Origin of the sequence: Streptomyces sp. NBC_01017 (assembly GCF_045162795.1) — a bacterium.
Lineage (GTDB): Bacteria > Actinomycetota > Actinomycetes > Streptomycetales > Streptomycetaceae > Streptomyces > Streptomyces machairae.
On record NZ_CP108683.1, the window covers coordinates 7,997,052 to 8,013,293 of the forward strand.

At 69.4% G+C, this 16,242-nt stretch carries 12 protein-coding genes; all 12 read left to right on the plus strand.

Features of this window, described 5'->3' with window-relative positions; genetic code table 11:
• Positions 1–508 precede the first annotated feature (508 nt).
• Entirely contained in the window at positions 509–2,641 is a 2,133-nt protein-coding gene (gene uvrC / locus OG331_RS36695; RefSeq protein ID WP_406204557.1) for an excinuclease ABC subunit UvrC, read from the plus strand.
• The gene (gene rapZ, locus OG331_RS36700) at positions 2,638–3,654 is read left to right on the plus strand and encodes an RNase adapter RapZ (protein WP_383242734.1); all 1,017 of its coding nucleotides are present in this window, start codon (positions 2,638–2,640) and stop codon (positions 3,652–3,654) included. The genes uvrC and rapZ overlap by 4 nt, the downstream gene beginning before the upstream one ends.
• Positions 3,651–4,718 (plus strand): uridine diphosphate-N-acetylglucosamine-binding protein YvcK, encoded by a 1,068-nt coding sequence (gene yvcK, locus OG331_RS36705; RefSeq protein WP_406204561.1) that lies wholly within the window; start codon positions 3,651–3,653, stop codon positions 4,716–4,718. The genes rapZ and yvcK overlap by 4 nt, the downstream gene beginning before the upstream one ends.
• Positions 4,709–5,698, plus strand: coding sequence for a DNA-binding protein WhiA (whiA, locus tag OG331_RS36710; protein ID WP_055621477.1), 990 nt, complete (start codon positions 4,709–4,711; stop codon positions 5,696–5,698). The genes yvcK and whiA overlap by 10 nt, the downstream gene beginning before the upstream one ends.
• Before the next feature lie 153 nt (positions 5,699–5,851).
• On the plus strand, positions 5,852–8,806 hold the full coding sequence (locus OG331_RS36715) for a M14 family zinc carboxypeptidase (protein ID WP_406204565.1): 2,955 nt from the start codon (positions 5,852–5,854) through the stop codon (positions 8,804–8,806).
• Between the two features lie 229 nt (positions 8,807–9,035).
• Positions 9,036–10,043, plus strand: a complete 1,008-nt coding sequence (gene gap / locus OG331_RS36720; protein ID WP_369270310.1) for a type I glyceraldehyde-3-phosphate dehydrogenase — start codon at positions 9,036–9,038, stop codon at positions 10,041–10,043.
• A 154-nt stretch (positions 10,044–10,197) separates the two neighbouring features.
• Positions 10,198–11,409 (plus strand): phosphoglycerate kinase, encoded by a 1,212-nt coding sequence (locus OG331_RS36725; RefSeq protein WP_406204568.1) that lies wholly within the window; start codon positions 10,198–10,200, stop codon positions 11,407–11,409.
• Positions 11,410–11,415: 6 nt separating this feature from the next.
• Positions 11,416–12,192, plus strand: coding sequence for a triose-phosphate isomerase (tpiA, locus tag OG331_RS36730; protein WP_406204570.1), 777 nt, complete (start codon positions 11,416–11,418; stop codon positions 12,190–12,192).
• Between the two features lie 102 nt (positions 12,193–12,294).
• Positions 12,295–12,525, plus strand: coding sequence for a preprotein translocase subunit SecG (secG, locus tag OG331_RS36735; RefSeq protein ID WP_406204573.1), 231 nt, complete (start codon positions 12,295–12,297; stop codon positions 12,523–12,525).
• Positions 12,526–12,726: 201 nt separating this feature from the next.
• Entirely contained in the window at positions 12,727–13,062 is a 336-nt protein-coding gene (locus OG331_RS36740; protein ID WP_003957010.1) for an RNA polymerase-binding protein RbpA, read from the plus strand.
• Between the two features lie 157 nt (positions 13,063–13,219).
• Entirely contained in the window at positions 13,220–14,488 is a 1,269-nt protein-coding gene (locus tag OG331_RS36745; protein WP_406204576.1) for an MFS transporter, read from the plus strand.
• Between the two features lie 52 nt (positions 14,489–14,540).
• On the plus strand, positions 14,541–16,196 hold the full coding sequence (pgi, locus tag OG331_RS36750; RefSeq protein WP_406204578.1) for a glucose-6-phosphate isomerase: 1,656 nt from the start codon (positions 14,541–14,543) through the stop codon (positions 16,194–16,196).
• Positions 16,197–16,242 lie beyond the last annotated feature (46 nt).

Consider the following 16,242-nt stretch of genomic DNA (forward strand, 5'->3'; position numbering starts at 1 on the left):
GGCACCCTGGCCGAGTCCCGACGCCTCCGCCCGCCCCGTCAGCTCAAGTCGCCGTGCTGGTCATGGTGTTGCCCACACAGGCAGAGGCTCCGCGCGGTCACCCGGCGGCCGGGGTCATGTCGGCGCTTGGGCTCACCTGGCCCAGCTCCGCCTTCATCCCGCTCCCCGAGAGAGCCCTGAGGCAAGGGCCACCTGTCTGCTCATGCTGACGGCGGTCATCCGGGCGAGCGCGGCATCGGTGTGCTCGTCGTCAGGTATCCCACTGAGCCGTCAGGTACGCGAGTGAGACGGACCGCACGCACGGCAGTGAGACGGACACGCCAGTGAGGCTTACCGCGCGGCCGCGGGTGATCCACCGATCAGTCCACCGGGGCCGCGGTTCACGGAGGCCGGCGCCGACCACCGCCCTGCCCTGGCCGTTCTCGCCTTCCCGGAGACCCGCCGACCGGGTGGGAGGGTTATCCACAGGCTCGCCGGAGTGTCAGCGGGCGCCAGTAGGGTGTGAGACATGGCCGACCCCTCCAGCTACCGCCCCAAGCCGGGACAGATCCCGGACTCTCCCGGGGTGTACAGGTTCCGTGACGAGCACCGCAGGGTGATCTACGTCGGAAAGGCGAAGAGCCTGCGCCAGCGCCTGGCGAACTACTTCCAGGACCTCGCGGGCCTGCATCCGCGCACCCGCTCGATGGTCACCACGGCAGCGTCCGTGGAGTGGACCGTGGTGTCCACGGAGGTCGAGGCCCTGCAGCTGGAGTACTCCTGGATCAAGGAGTACGACCCCCGGTTCAACGTCAAGTACCGCGACGACAAGAGCTACCCGTACCTCGCGGTGACGATGAACGAGGAGTTCCCGCGCGTGCAGGTGATGCGTGGTCACAAGAAGAAGGGCGTCAGGTATTTCGGGCCGTACGCGCACGCGTGGGCGATCCGCGACACCGTCGACCTCCTCCTGCGCGTCTTCCCCGTGCGCACGTGCTCGGCCGGCGTCTTCAAGAACGCCCGCCGCACCGGCCGCCCCTGCCTCCTCGGATACATCGGAAAGTGCTCCGCCCCCTGCGTGGACCGCGTCTCCGCCGAGGAGCACCGCGAACTGGCCGACGAGTTCTGCGACTTCATGACCGGCCGCACGAGCACCTATCTGCGCCGCCTGGAGAAGCAGATGACGGAGGCGGCCGACGAGATGGCCTACGAGCGGGCCGCCCGTCTGCGCGACGACATCGAGGCCCTGAAGAAGGCCATGGAGAAGAACGCGGTCGTGCTCGCCGACGCGACCGACGCCGACCTCATCGCGGTCGCCGAGGACGAGCTCGAGGCGGCCGTGCAGATCTTCCACGTCCGTGGTGGCCGGGTGCGCGGTCAGCGCGGCTGGGTGACCGACAAGGTCGAGGAGATCACCACCGGCGCCCTCGTCGAGCACGCCCTCCAGCAGCTCTACGGCGAGGAGACCGGGGACGCCGTGCCCAAGGAGGTCCTCGTCCCGGCCCTGCCCGACCCGGTGGAGCCCGTTCAGGAGTGGCTGACCGGCCGACGCGGTTCGGGCGTCTCCCTGCGCATCCCCCAGCGAGGCGACAAGCGCGCCCTCATGGAGACCGTGGAGCGCAACGCCCAGCAGGCGCTCGTCCTGCACAAGACCAAGCGCGCCTCCGACCTGACCACGCGCTCGCGTGCCCTGGAAGAGATCGCCGACGCCCTCGACCTCGACAGCGCCCCCCTCCGGATCGAGTGCTACGACATCTCCCACCTCCAGGGCGACGACGTCGTGGCCTCCATGGTCGTCTTCGAGGACGGGCTGGCGCGCAAGAGCGAGTACCGCCGCTTCCAGATCAAGAGCTTCGAGGGCCAGGACGACGTCCGCTCCATGCACGAGGTGATCACCCGCCGCTTCAGGCGCTACCTCGCCGAGAGGGAGAAGACGGGCGAGTGGGCCGACGGCGAGAACAGCCTCGGCGACACGTCGACCGGCCCCCTCACGGATGCCTCCTCCGCGCCCATCGCCGACGGCCTCGATGACGACGTCACCGACGGCCGGGGCAACGGCCTCAAGGACGACGACGGCCGACCCAAGCGCTTCGCATACCCGCCGCAGCTCGTCGTCGTCGACGGCGGACAGCCGCAGGTCGCGGCCGCCCAGCGGGCCCTGGACGAGCTCGGCATCGACGACATCGCCGTCTGCGGCCTGGCCAAACGCCTGGAGGAGGTCTGGCTGCCCGGCGAGGACGACCCGGTCGTCCTGCCCCGCACCAGCGAGGGCCTCTACATGCTCCAGCGCGTCCGGGACGAGGCGCACCGCTTCGCGATCACCTACCAGCGCACCAAGCGGGCCAAGCGTTTCCGGTCCAGCCCGCTGGACGACGTCCCCGGCCTCGGTGAGACCCGCAAGCAGGCGCTGATCAAGCACTTCGGTTCGGTGAAGAGGCTGCGATCCGCGACAATCGACCAGATCTGCGAGGTTCCGGGCATAGGTCGCAAGACCGCCGAGGCGATCGCCATTGCCTTTGCCCAGGCGGCCCCGGCCGCACCCGCCGTGAACACGGCGACTGGAGAGATCATGGAAGACGAGGAATCCGATACGACGGCGGAGACCTCGGGGGAGCCCGTGTCCGCGGGCGCCCCGGACGAACGACGGGGGCAGGAGAGATGAGCGAGCACGAGACACAGCCCACAGGCGAGCGAGATCAACAAGCTCAGGACACGCACAGGAAGGACGGCGAGGATCTCACCCAGCAGGACGCACCCCAGGAAGACGGAGCACAGGTGAGTACGGGCGTCGACGCAGCCGGGGTCCCCGAGGTGGCCATCCCCGAGCTGGTGATCATCTCCGGCATGTCCGGGGCCGGCCGCTCGACGGCCGCCAAGTGTCTGGAGGACCTCGGCTGGTTCGTCGTCGACAACCTCCCGCCCGCCCTGATCCCCACGATGGTGGAGCTCGGCGCCCGCTCCCAGGGCAACGTGGCGCGGATCGCGGTGGTCGTCGACGTCCGTGGCCGTCGCTTCTTCGACAACCTCCGTGAGTCGCTGTCCGACCTCGACACCCGGGGCGTGACACGCCGGATCGTCTTCCTGGAGTCCTCCGACGACGCCCTGGTGCGCCGCTTCGAGTCGGTGCGCCGTCCGCACCCCCTCCAGGGCGACGGCCGTATCGTCGACGGCATCGCCGCCGAGCGCGAGCTGCTGCGCGAGCTGCGCGGCGACGCCGACCTGGTGATCGACACCTCCAGCCTCAACGTGCACGAGCTGCGGGCCAAGATGGACGCCCAGTTCGCCGGTGACGAGGAGCCCGAGCTGCGGGCCACGGTCATGTCCTTCGGGTTCAAGTACGGCCTCCCGGTCGACGCCGACCTGGTCGTGGACATGCGCTTCCTGCCCAACCCGCACTGGGTGCCGGAGCTGCGCCCGTTCACCGGCCTCAACGAGGAGGTGTCGGCGTACGTCTTCAACCAGCCCGGCGCGAAGGAATTCATCGACCGCTACTCCGAGCTGCTCCAGCTCATCGCGGCCGGATACCGCCGTGAGGGCAAGCGGTACGTGACCATCGCGGTCGGCTGCACCGGCGGCAAGCACCGCTCGGTCGCCACCTCCGAGAAGCTCGCCGCCCGCCTCGCCTCCCAGGGCGTGGAGACGGTGGTCGTACACCGGGACATGGGACGGGAATGACGGGACGTACACCGCGGCTGAGCAGGCTGCGCCGGGCGGTGCCCGAGTCACGCGCCGCCCGGCCCGCCGAAGCCCGTGGCGCCAGGCCACGCCGCCGGGGCGCCCAGCCCAAGGTCGTCGCCCTCGGCGGCGGCATGGGCCTGTCCGCCTCGCTCGCCGCGCTGCGCCGGATCACCGGCGATCTCACCGCCGTCGTCACCGTGGCGGACGACGGCGGCTCCAGCGGGCGCCTGCGTGACGAGCTGGGTGTTCTGCCGCCCGGCGACCTGCGCAAGGCGCTGGCCGCGCTGTGCGGCGACGACGACTGGGGCCAGACCTGGTCCCGCGTCATCCAGCACCGCTTCCACTCCCAGGGCGACCTGCACGACCACGCGGTCGGCAACCTGCTGATCGTCGCCCTGTGGGAGCAGCTCGGCGACCACGTCCAGGCCCTCGACCTGGTGGGCAAGCTGCTCGGCGCGCACGGGCGGGTGCTGCCCATGTCCGCCGTGCCGCTGGAGCTGCAGGCCCTGGTCAAGGGGCACGACCCGGACCGGCCCGAGGAGGTCGACACCGTCCGAGGACAGGCGAACGTCGCCCTGACCTGCGGCGAGGTGCAGTCGGTGCATGTGGTGCCGCACGACCCGCCCGCCGTTCCGGAGGCCGTCGCCGCCGTCCGGGACGCGGACTGGGTGGTGCTCGGCCCCGGGTCCTGGTTCTCCTCGGTCATTCCGCACCTGCTCGTGCCGGATCTCCTGGACGCCCTCACCGAGACGAAGGCGCGCCGGGTGCTCTCCCTGAACCTCGCGCCGCAACCGGGAGAAACCGAAGGCTTCTCACCGCAGCGTCATTTGGAGGTTTTGGGACGACACGCCCCTAAACTCGCCCTGGACGTGGTGCTGGCCGACGAGGCTGCCGTGCCCGACCGCGATGTGCTCACCGAGGCGGCCAAGCGGCTCGGCGCCGCGGTCGAGCTGGCCCCGGTGGCCCGGACGGACGGGACGCCCCGGCACGACCCGGAGCTGCTCGCCGCCGCGTACGACCGTATTTTTCGGATGCATGGAAGGATCGGCCCATGGCGATGACGGCAGCGGTGAAGGATGAGATCTCCCGGCTTCCCGTCACCCGGACCTGCTGCAGGAAGGCGGAGGTCTCCGCCATTCTGCGGTTCGCCGGCGGCCTCCATCTGGTGAGCGGGCGCATTGTGATCGAGGCGGAGCTGGACACCGCGATGGCGGCGCGCCGGCTCAAGCGGGACATCCTGGAGATCTTCGGCCACAGCTCCGAGCTGATCGTGATGGCACCGGGCGGGCTGCGCCGCGGTTCGCGCTACGTCGTACGGGTGGTCGCGGGCGGTGACCAGCTGGCCCGCCAGACCGGTCTGGTCGACGGGCGGGGTCGCCCGATCCGAGGACTGCCCCCGCAGGTGGTCTCCGGGGCCACCTGTGACGCCGAGGCCGCCTGGCGCGGTGCGTTCCTGGCGCACGGCTCGCTCACCGAGCCCGGCCGCTCGTCCTCCCTCGAGGTGACCTGCCCGGGCCCCGAGGCCGCGCTCGCCCTGGTCGGCGCGGCCCGCCGGCTGTCCATCGCCGCCAAGGCCCGCGAGGTGCGCGGCGTGGACCGCGTGGTCGTCCGGGACGGCGACGCGATCGGCGCCCTGCTGACCCGGCTCGGGGCGCACGAGTCCGTGCTGGCCTGGGAGGAGCGCCGGATGCGCCGCGAGGTCCGCGCCACGGCGAACCGCCTCGCCAACTTCGACGACGCCAACCTCCGCCGCTCGGCCCGTGCGGCCGTCGCCGCCGGCGCCCGTGTCCAGCGGGCCCTGGAGATCCTCGGCGAGGAGGTCCCCGAGCACCTCGCGGCCGCCGGCCGGCTGCGCATGGAGCACAAGCAGGCCTCCCTCGAAGAGCTGGGCGCCCTCGCCGACCCGCCGCTGACCAAGGACGCCGTCGCCGGCCGTATCCGCCGACTGCTGGCCATGGCCGACAAGCGGGCCCAGGACCTGGGCATCCCGGGCACGGAGGCCAACCTCTCCGACGAGCTGGCGGACAACCTCGTCGGGTGAGGTGAGGGGTCGCCAACCAGCCGGTGCCGACGTCCCCTTGGGACGTCGGCACACCGGTATTTGTCAGTCTTTGCGGCACTCTTGACGGGACCGTGATGTGGCATGAGCCTGGCAGTCATTCGTCACTGTGGCGAAACACTGCTAGGGGGGTTCATGAGACCCAGAGCGAGATCGATCCTCGCTGCCGGTGCGCTCCTGATAGGCGGAGCGAGTATCGCACCGATCGCCCAGGCACAACCGGGAAGTTCACAAGATAACGACCCGAGCGAAGTCAAGGTCTTCCACGCCGAAGTCACCAAGAAGCAGGTACCCCTGCTGCTGGCGGCCGGCCAGGACGGCCACGAACTCAGTGAGCAGGCGCCCGAGAAGGGCAAGGCCACCGTCGAGGTCTACCTCACCGACGACCAGGCCGAGAAGCTGGAGAAGCAGGGCGTCGAGCTCACCGAGCACGACCTCTCCGCCGGCGCCGAGGCCCGTACCGACAAGGCCGCGGAGGGCGTGTACCGCCCGTACAGCGGAAGCGGGGGGCTCAAGGAGGAGATCGTCCGGACGGGGCAGGAGAACCCCGGCCTCACCAAGGTCGTCTCCATCGGCAAGACGGTGGGCGGCCAGGACATCCTGGCACTCAAGCTCAGCAAGAACGCCAAGAAGACGAAGGACGGCTCCAAGCCCTCCGTCCTGTACATGTCCAACCAGCACGCGCGCGAGTGGATCACGCCGGAGATGACCCGGCGGCTGATGCACCACTACCTGGACAACTACAAGACGGACAAGCGCATCAAGAAGGTCGTCGACTCGACCGAGCTGTGGTTCGTCCTCTCGGCCAACCCCGACGGCTACGACTACACGTTCCAGGACTCCAGCAACCGTCTGTGGCGCAAGAACCTGCGCGACATCAACGGCGACGGTGCCATCAGCACCGGCGACGGCGTCGACCTCAACCGTAACTTCCCCTACAAGTGGGGCTACGACGACGAGGGTTCGTCCCCGAACCCGACCAGCGAGACCTTCCGCGGCGCCTCCCCGGGCTCCGAGCCGGAGACCAAGGCACTGGACGCCTTCGAGCGCCGTATCGGCTTCGACTACGGCATCAACTACCACTCCGCGGCCGAGCTGATCCTCTACGGCGTCGGCTGGCAGGTGGCCACCAACACCCCCGACGACGTCCTCTACAAGGCCCTCGCCGGCACGCCGGACAACCCCGCGATCCCGGGCTACCACCCGCAGGTCTCCTCGGAGCTCTACACGACGAACGGCGAGGCGGACGGCCACGCCTCGAACGTCAACGGCATCGCGATGTTCACGCCCGAGATGTCGACCTGCCAGACCGTGTCGGACATCGACCCCAACGACCAGTGGAACGCGGCCGACTGCCAGTCGGGCTTCAACTTCCCGGACGACGAGAAGCTGATCCAGCAGGAGTTCGCCAAGAACGTCCCGTTCGCGCTCTCCGTCGCCGAGTCCGCCGCGCACCCCGACCAGCCCTCCTCCTCGCTCGGCCTGAAGGCCGCCGACTTCACCCCGGCGCCCTTCACCACGTCGTACTCCCGCGGCGCCGACCAGGAGGTCTCCGTCGTCGCACGCAAGTCCGTGCGCGACAAGGAGCTCAAGTACCGCGTCAACGGCGGCCGTACGCACGACATGGCGCTCCGGTCCTGGAAGGGCGGCGAGACGTACGGCGGTGAGGACAACCTCTACTTCGACGAGTACCGCGCCAAGGTCGCCGACGGCGACCGGGGCGACAGGGTCGAGGTGTGGTTCACCGGCGAGACCAGGAGCGGAAAGAAGGTCTCCAGCGAGCACTTCACGTACACCGTGGCCGAGCGGCCGCGCGCGGACGTCCTCGTGGTCGCCGAGGAAGGCGCCCCCGCCACGCACGCGCAGAAGTACGTCGACGCGCTCAAGGCCAACGGCCACAGGGCGATCGTCTGGGACGTCGCCACTCAGGGCGCGCCCGACGCGCTCGGTGTGCTCGGCTACTTCGACACGGTCGTCCACTACACCGGTGCGAACGTCCCCGGCAACGCCACCCAACTCCAGTTGCGTGCCTACCTCAACGAGGGCGGCAAGCTGATGGAGGCGGGCGAGCAGGCCGGCGGCAACGTCGACCTCGGCGACGGCACCCTGTCGAACGACTTCAGCCAGTACTACCTGGGCGCCTACACCCGTACGTCGCTGCCCGGCGCCACCGGCTTCTCCGGTTCCGGCGAGCTCGGCGGCGTCACCGGAACCCTCGGTGACGCCACCGGCAACCCGCTGGACAAGGCCGGGAGTTACAGCGTCACCTCGGACCAGCTGGCCGTCGGCACGTACCCGCAGTTCGCCAGTGCGGGCGCGGGCCAGTTCGCCGGAACGGTCAACCCGTACGGCCCCTACGCGGGTTCGTGGATGGCGGCCGCCGTGCACACCGACGACGCCTACAAGCGGCTCACCAGGACCGTCGACCTCACCGGTGTGACCGCGGCGCAGCAGCCGACCCTGCGCACCCAGTTGCTCTGGGACGTCGAGCCCGGCTACGACAACGTCCTGATCGAGGCCCACGGCACCGGGACCGAGGACTGGACGACCCTCCCCGAGAAGAACGGCGCGAGCAGCAACGCCGTGCCGGCGGAGTGCGAGGCCGGCTTCTACATGGCCGAACACCCCTGGCTCAAGCACTACCTGACGCAGTCGGCCGCAGGCTGCACCGCGTCCGGCTCCGGCGGTCAGTGGAACGCCCTCACCGGCGCCTCCGCGGGCTGGAAGCAGGTGGAGTTCGACCTGAGCGCGTATGCCGGCAAGTCGGTCGAGATCTCGATCAGCTATGTCTCCGACCCGGGCTTCGGCGGACGCGGCGTCCTTGCCGACCAAGCCGCGCTCGTCGTCGGCGGCACGGCCACCGAGACCGAGGGTTTCGAGACCTCGCTCGGCGCCTGGAGCGTGACCGGACCGCCCGCGGGCAGCCCGGCCGTCCTCAAGGACTGGGCGCGCACCGGGGCGCTCTTCCAGTCGTACGGTGCGATCACCACGGACGACACGGTGCTGCTGGGCTTCGGCCTGGAACACGTCACCGCGGCGGCCGACCGGACGGCGCTCATCGGAAAGGCCCTCGACTCACTTGACGAGTGACACGCCGAGGTCAACCGTGCGCAACGCACAGTGATCAAAACGAGTGATCCCGGCTTACGGGCGGGGCGGTCCGTACCCCTACTGGCGGGTACGGACCGCCGTGCCGTGTATGAGGCATCTGGATGTCACCACGGCGGTCTCAGGGAGGTAGGGTCGTAGGCGGTCGGGGACATCCCAAATAGAGCTCGCCGGCACCGCATGGCCGGCGTACCAACGAGGAGATCGGTTCGTGACGATCCGCGTAGGCATCAACGGCTTCGGTCGTATCGGTCGCAACTACTTCCGCGCGCTGCTGGAGCAGGGTGCTGACATCGAGATCGTGGCTGTCAACGACCTGGGTGACACCGCGACCACGGCCCATTTGCTGAAGTACGACACCATCCTGGGTCGGCTCAAGCACGAGGTCACCCACACCGCCGACACGATCACCGTCGACGGCCACACCATCAAGGTGCTGTCCGAGCGCAACCCGGCCGACATCCCCTGGGGTGAGCTGGGCGTCGACATCGTCATCGAGTCGACGGGCATCTTCACCAAGAAGGACGACGCCGCCAAGCACCTCGCCGGCGGCGCCAAGAAGGTCCTCATCTCGGCTCCGGCCAAGGACGAGGACATCACCATCGTGATGGGCGTCAACGAGAACAAGTACGACCCGGCGAACCACCACGTCATCTCCAACGCCTCCTGCACCACCAACTGTGTGGCGCCGATGGCCAAGGTCCTCGACGAGAACTTCGGCATCGTCAAGGGTCTGATGACGACCGTGCACGCGTACACGAACGACCAGCGCATCCTGGACTTCCCGCACAAGGACCTGCGCCGCGCCCGTGCCGCCGCGGAGAACATCATCCCGACCACGACCGGTGCCGCCAAGGCCACCGCGCTGGTCCTGCCGCAGCTCAAGGGCAAGCTGGACGGCATCGCGATGCGCGTTCCGGTCCCGACCGGCTCGGCCACCGACCTGGTCGTGGAGCTGTCGCGCGAGGTCACCAAGGACGAGGTCAACGCGGCCTTCAAGAAGGCTGCCGAGGGCGAGCTGCAGGGCTACCTGTCCTACACCGAGGACGAGATCGTCTCCTCGGACATCGTCAGCGACCCGTCGTCCTGCACCTTCGACTCCTCCCTGACCATGGTCCAGGAGGGCACCTCGGTGAAGATCCTCGGCTGGTACGACAACGAGTGGGGCTACTCGAACCGCCTCGTCGACCTCACGGTCTTCGTCGGCAACCAGCTCTGATATCCAGAGCAGGCGCATTGATGTGAGAGCAGGGCTCGGGCGGCGCAGGGACGCGCCGTCCGAGCCCTGACTCACGTGCAGATCAGACCTGTTGGATCACGAGTGCTTCCGAGCACTTGCGAGCGATATCGAGCCCTTCCCAGGAGTCCCCTTCATGAAGACGATCGACGAACTTCTCTCCGAAGGCGTCGCCGGTAAGCGGGTCTTCGTCCGCGCCGACCTGAACGTGCCGCTGGACGGCACCACGATCACCGACGACGGCCGTATCCGCGCCGTCCTGCCGACTGTCAAGGCGCTGGCCGAGGCGGGCGCCCGCGTGGTCGTCGCCTCGCACCTGGGCCGCCCCAAGGGCACCCCGGACCCCGCGTTCTCCCTGGCCCCCGCCGCCGCGCGCCTCGGTGAACTGCTCGGCACGGACGTCGCGTTCGCGACCGACACGGTCGGCGAGTCCGCCCAGGCCGTGGTCGCCGCCCTCGCCGACGGCCAGGTCGCGGTCGTCGAGAACCTCCGCTTCAACGCCGGTGAGACCAGCAAGGACGACGCCGAGCGCGCCGCCTTCGCCGACCAGCTCGCCGTCCTCGCCGATGCCTACGTCGGTGACGGCTTCGGCGCGGTGCACCGCAAGCACGCCTCCGTGTACGACCTCCCGGCCAAGCTGCCGCACTACGCCGGCTACCTCATCGCGAACGAGGTCGCCGTCCTGAGGAAGCTCACCGATGACGTCAAGCGGCCGTACGTCGTCGCGCTCGGCGGCGCCAAGGTGTCCGACAAGCTCGCCGTCATCGACCAGCTGCTCGCCAAGGCCGACCGGCTGCTCATCGGCGGCGGCATGGCGTACACCTTCCTCAAGGCCAAGGGCTACGAGGTCGGCATCTCCCTCCTCCAGGCGGACCAGATCCCGGTCGTCACCGAGTACATGGAGCGCGCCGAGAAGAACGGCGTCGAAATCGTCCTGCCGGTCGACGTCCTGGTCTCCACCGAGTTCCCGGATCTGAAGACCAAGGCCCCGGCCAACCCCACGACCGTCGCCGCGGACGCCATCCCGGCCGACCAGGAGGGCCTGGACATCGGTCCGGAGACCCGCAAGCTGTACGCCTCGAAGCTCGCCGACGCCGCCACCGTCTTCTGGAACGGCCCCATGGGCGTCTTCGAGCACCCCGACTACGCCGAGGGCACCAAGGCGGTCGCCCAGGCCCTCGTCGACTCCAAGGGCTTCACCGTGGTCGGCGGTGGCGACTCCGCCGCGGCCGTCCGCACCCTGGGCTTCGACGAGACGGCATTCGGCCACATCTCGACCGGTGGCGGCGCCTCCCTCGAATACCTTGAGGGCAAGACGCTCCCCGGCCTCGCCGCACTGGAGGACTGACCCTTTATGAGCACGCGCACGCCGCTGATGGCGGGCAACTGGAAGATGAACCTCAACCACCTCGAGGCCATCGCGCACGTCCAGAAGCTCGCCTTCGCCCTGGCCGACAAGGACTACGACGCCGTCGAGGTCGCCGTCCTGCCGCCCTTCACCGACCTGCGCTCCGTGCAGACCCTGGTCGACGGCGACAAACTGAAGATCAAGTACGGCGCCCAGGACATCTCGGCGCACGACTCCGGTGCCTACACCGGCGAGATCTCCGGCTCGATGCTGGCCAAGCTGAAGTGCACGTACGTGGCGATCGGCCACTCCGAGCGCCGCCAGTACCACGCGGAGACCGACGAGATCGTCAACGCCAAGGTCAAGGCCGCCTACAAGCACGGCCTGACCCCGATCCTGTGCGTCGGCGAGGAACTGGACGTCCGCGAGGCGGGCAACCACGTCACCCACACCCTCGCCCAGGTCGAGGGTGGTCTGAAGGACCTCCCGGCCGAGCAGGCCGAGACGATCGTGATCGCCTACGAGCCCGTCTGGGCCATCGGCACCGGCAAGGTCTGCGGCGCCGAGGACGCCCAGGAGGTCTGCGCCGCCATCCGCGGCAAGCTCGCCGAGCTGTACACCCAGGAGCTGGCCGACCAGGTCCGCATCCAGTACGGCGGCTCCGTGAAGTCGGGCAACGTCGCGGAGATCATGGCCAAGGCCGACATCGACGGCGCCCTCGTCGGCGGTGCTTCGCTGGACGCCGACGAGTTCGTCAAGATCGTGCGGTTCCGCGACCAGTGAGTTCCTGGTAAGCGGGATCCGTCGTACCCTTGCGGGGGCACAGCTCAGTGGCTGTGCCCCTGTCGTCCATCCAGATCCGAGGAAGTTGGTCCAGCCGTGGTTATGGGGTTCTCGATCGCCCTGATCGTCTTCAGCGGGCTGCTGATGCTGCTGGTGCTGATGCACAAGGGCAAGGGCGGCGGCCTCTCCGACATGTTCGGTGGCGGCATGCAGTCGTCCGTCGGTGGCTCCTCGGTCGCCGAGCGCAACCTCGACCGGATCACCGTGGTGGTCGGTTTGATGTGGTTCGCGTGCATTGTCGTGCTCGGTGTCCTGATGAAGGTGAACAACTGACCGGCACGCACAATCCACACGTAAGGCCCCATGTTCGGTACGCGCAGCTGAGCGCGGCCTATCATGGGGCTTGCGTCTAGGTGTGAGGGCTATGTAACTCCAATCACTGGACGCGCGTTGGGCCTTACGTAGACTGAGGCGCTCGCAGCGAAGCGAAACGCCGACTCGCTTCGCGGCACCATCACGCAGGGAGTTACGACCGTGGCAAGTGGCAACGCGATCCGAGGAAGCCGGGTCGGGGCGGGGCCGATGGGCGAGGCCGAGCGGGGCGAGTCCGCGCCCCGGCTGCGCATCTCCTTCTGGTGCTCCAACGGGCATGAGACGCAGCCCAGCTTCGCCAGCGACGCGCAGGTTCCCGACACCTGGGACTGCCCGCGCTGCGGCTTTCCCGCCGGACAGGACCGGGACAACCCGCCGGACCCGCCGCGCACCGAGCCCTACAAGACGCACCTGGCGTATGTACGGGAACGGCGCAGTGACGCGGACGGCGAGGCGATCCTCGCCGAGGCGCTCGCCAAACTGCGGGGCGAGATCTAGAAACTGAGACCGGCCGGACACCCTCGGGTGCCCGGCCGGATCTGTACGACGCACCGGCGCCGAGTCGCTCGCGGGCCGATTGTCAGTGGCGCCCTCTACGGTTTGTGTATCGATCTTTCGTATCGAAGGACCGAGCGACGGACCGGGAGGGGGAGTCGTGGCGACGGCTGGGACGGTGGGCGTGGGTGCGCCCGTGTGGCGCGGAGGCTTCGGGCGGCTGTGGAGTGCCGCCGTGCTCTCCAGCTTCGGCGACTCCCTGCGTACGGCTGCCCTGCCGCTCCTTGCCGTGACCCTCACCGACCGGCCGCTGCTGATCGCCGCGGTCACTGCCTGCGGCTATCTGCCGTGGATCATCTTCGGGCTGCTCGGCGGCGCGGTCGCCGACCGGGTGGACCAGCGGCGCGCGATGTGGACGGTGGATGCGTTACGGGGCCTCCTGGTCGGCGCTTTCGCGGTGGCCGTGGCGTTCGGGCACGCCTCGATCGGCCTGCTCATCGCATTGGCCTTCACGCTGACCGCGCTCCAGACACTGTTCGACAACGCCGCCACGGCCCTGCTCCCCGCCCTGGTGGACCGTGACGCGCTGGGCAGTGCGAACGCCCGCCTCATGACCGGGCAGCGTATCGCCGGCGGAGTGGTGGGCGGGCCGGTCGTGCCGGTGCTGCTGGCGGTGGGAGCGGCCGTGCCCTTCGCGGCCGACGCCGGCACCTACCTGGTGGCGGCCGTGCTGGTGGCCTCACTGCGGATCGAGGCGCCCGAGCGGGGGCCGGCACCGGCGGGCAGCACCCTGCGCCGGGAGATCGCGGAGGGACTGCGCACGCTGTGGCGCGACCGGGCCCTGCGAGGACTGTGCGCGGCCACCGCGCTGTGCAACTTCGGCATGGGTGCCCAGCTCGCCACCCTGGTCCTCCTGGTGACCGAGTGGCTGGACGCCGGCCCCGTGGGGTACGCGATGGCGGGCGCCGCCTTAACCCTCGGCAGCCTGACCGGGGGAGTGCTGAACGGCCGGATCGTGAAGCGCCTGGGCGGGATCCGGGCCGTGCTGCTCGCCGGTGCGGTGCAGATCGCGGCCCTCGTCGTCATGGGCACCGTGCGCAGCCTGGCCGTGCTGGTGGCCGCCCTGGCCGTCTTCGGGCTCATGGGCATGGTGTGGAACGTCAACACGACGACCCTCATTCAGCAGCGCAGCCCCGCGGCTCTACTGGGCCGGGTGGCCTCGGCGTTCCGGACCCTGGCCTTCGCCGGGGTGCCGCTCGGCGCCCTGTTGGGCGGCGCCGTCGCCACCGCCTGGGGCCTCAACACCCCGCCCCTGCTCACGGCCGCCTTCTTCGTACTGGCCGTCGCCTCGCTGATACCTGTGCGCAAGCCGGACGTACCTGTTGTTGCGCCGGACGACGACGCCACGACGGCTCATGCCGCGCGCTGATCAATTAGGTTGGAACAGCTGGGACAGGCACGAAAGAAGGCTGAAGTCGGACATGAACGCAGACGGCCGTACCAGGCTCAACCAGACGCCCGAGTGGACCGCGTTGGCCAAGCACCGGGAGGAGCTTGGCGAAGTGCGGCTGCGGGAGCTGTTCGCCGCCGCCCCGGACCGTGGTGCGGGGTACACGCTGCAGGTCGGTGACCTGCACGTCGACTACTCCAAGCACCTGGTCACCGACGAGACGCTGCGGCTGCTGCGCGAGCTGGCCGCCGCGACGGACGTGTTCGGGCTGCGGGACGCCATGTTCCGCGGCGAGAAGATCAACACCACCGAGAACCGCGCCGTGCTGCACACCGCGCTGCGCGCACCCCGGGACGCGGTGATCGAGGTCGACGGGGAGAACGTCGTCCCGGGGGTGCACGCCGTCCTCGACAAGATGGCCGACTTCGCCGAGCGAGTCCGCTCCGGCGTCTGGACCGGGCACACCGGCAGGCGCATCAAGAACGTCGTCAACATCGGCATCGGCGGCTCCGACCTCGGCCCGGCGATGGCGTACGAGGTGCTGCGCAGCTTCACCGACCGCGGCCTGACCGTCCGGTTCGTGTCGAACGTCGACGGCGCCGACCTGCACGAGGCCACCCGCGACCTGGACGCGGCCGAGACGCTGTTCGTCATCGCCTCCAAGACGTTCACGACGATCGAGACGATCAGCAACGCGACCTCGGCGCGCAACTGGCTGCTGGGCGAGCTGAAGGCGGGTCCGGAAGCCGTCGCCAAGCACTTCGTCGCCCTGTCGACGAATGCCGAGAAGGTGGCGGACTTCGGCATCGACACGGCCAACATGTTCGAGTTCTGGGACTGGGTCGGCGGGCGCTACTCCTACGACTCGGCGATCGGCCTGTCCCTGATGATCGCCATCGGCCCGGACCGCTTCCGGGAGATGCTCGACGGGTTCCGGATCGTCGACGAGCACTTCCGCACCGCGCCCGCGGAGTCCAACGTGCCGCTGCTGCTCGGCCTGTTGGGCATCTGGTACGGCAACTTCCACGACGCCCAGTCGCACGCGGTGCTGCCGTACAGCCACTACCTGTCGAAGTTCACGGCGTATCTGCAGCAGCTGGACATGGAGTCCAACGGCAAGTACGTGGGCCGGGACGGGCGGGAGGTCGACTGGCAGACCGGGCCGGTCGTGTGGGGCACGCCGGGCACCAACGGGCAGCACGCGTACTACCAGCTGATCCACCAGGGCACCAAGCTGATCCCGGCGGACTTCATCGGCTTCGCCGAGCCCGTCGCCGAGATGAGCGACGGACTCAAGGCACAGCACGACCTGTTGATGGCGAACTTCTTCGCGCAGACGCAGGCGCTGGCGTTCGGCAAGACGCCGGAGGAGGTGCGCGCCGAGGGGGTGCCGCAGGAGCTGGTGACCCACAAGACGTTCAAGGGCAACCACCCGACGACCACGATCCTCGCGCGCGAGCTGACGCCGTCGGTGCTCGGGCAGCTGATCGCGCTGTACGAGCACAAGGTGTTCGTGCAGGGCGCGGTGTGGAACATCGACTCCTTCGACCAGTGGGGCGTCGAGCTCGGCAAGGTCCTCGCCAAGCGCGTCGAGCCCGCGCTGACCGAGGGCGCCGAGGTGTCGGGGCTGGACGCGTCGACGCAGGCCCTCGTCGCCAAGTACCGGGAGCTGCGCGGCCGGCAGTGACCGCGGATCCGGCAGGAACCGCGGATGCGGAAGGCGGGCGGCGCGT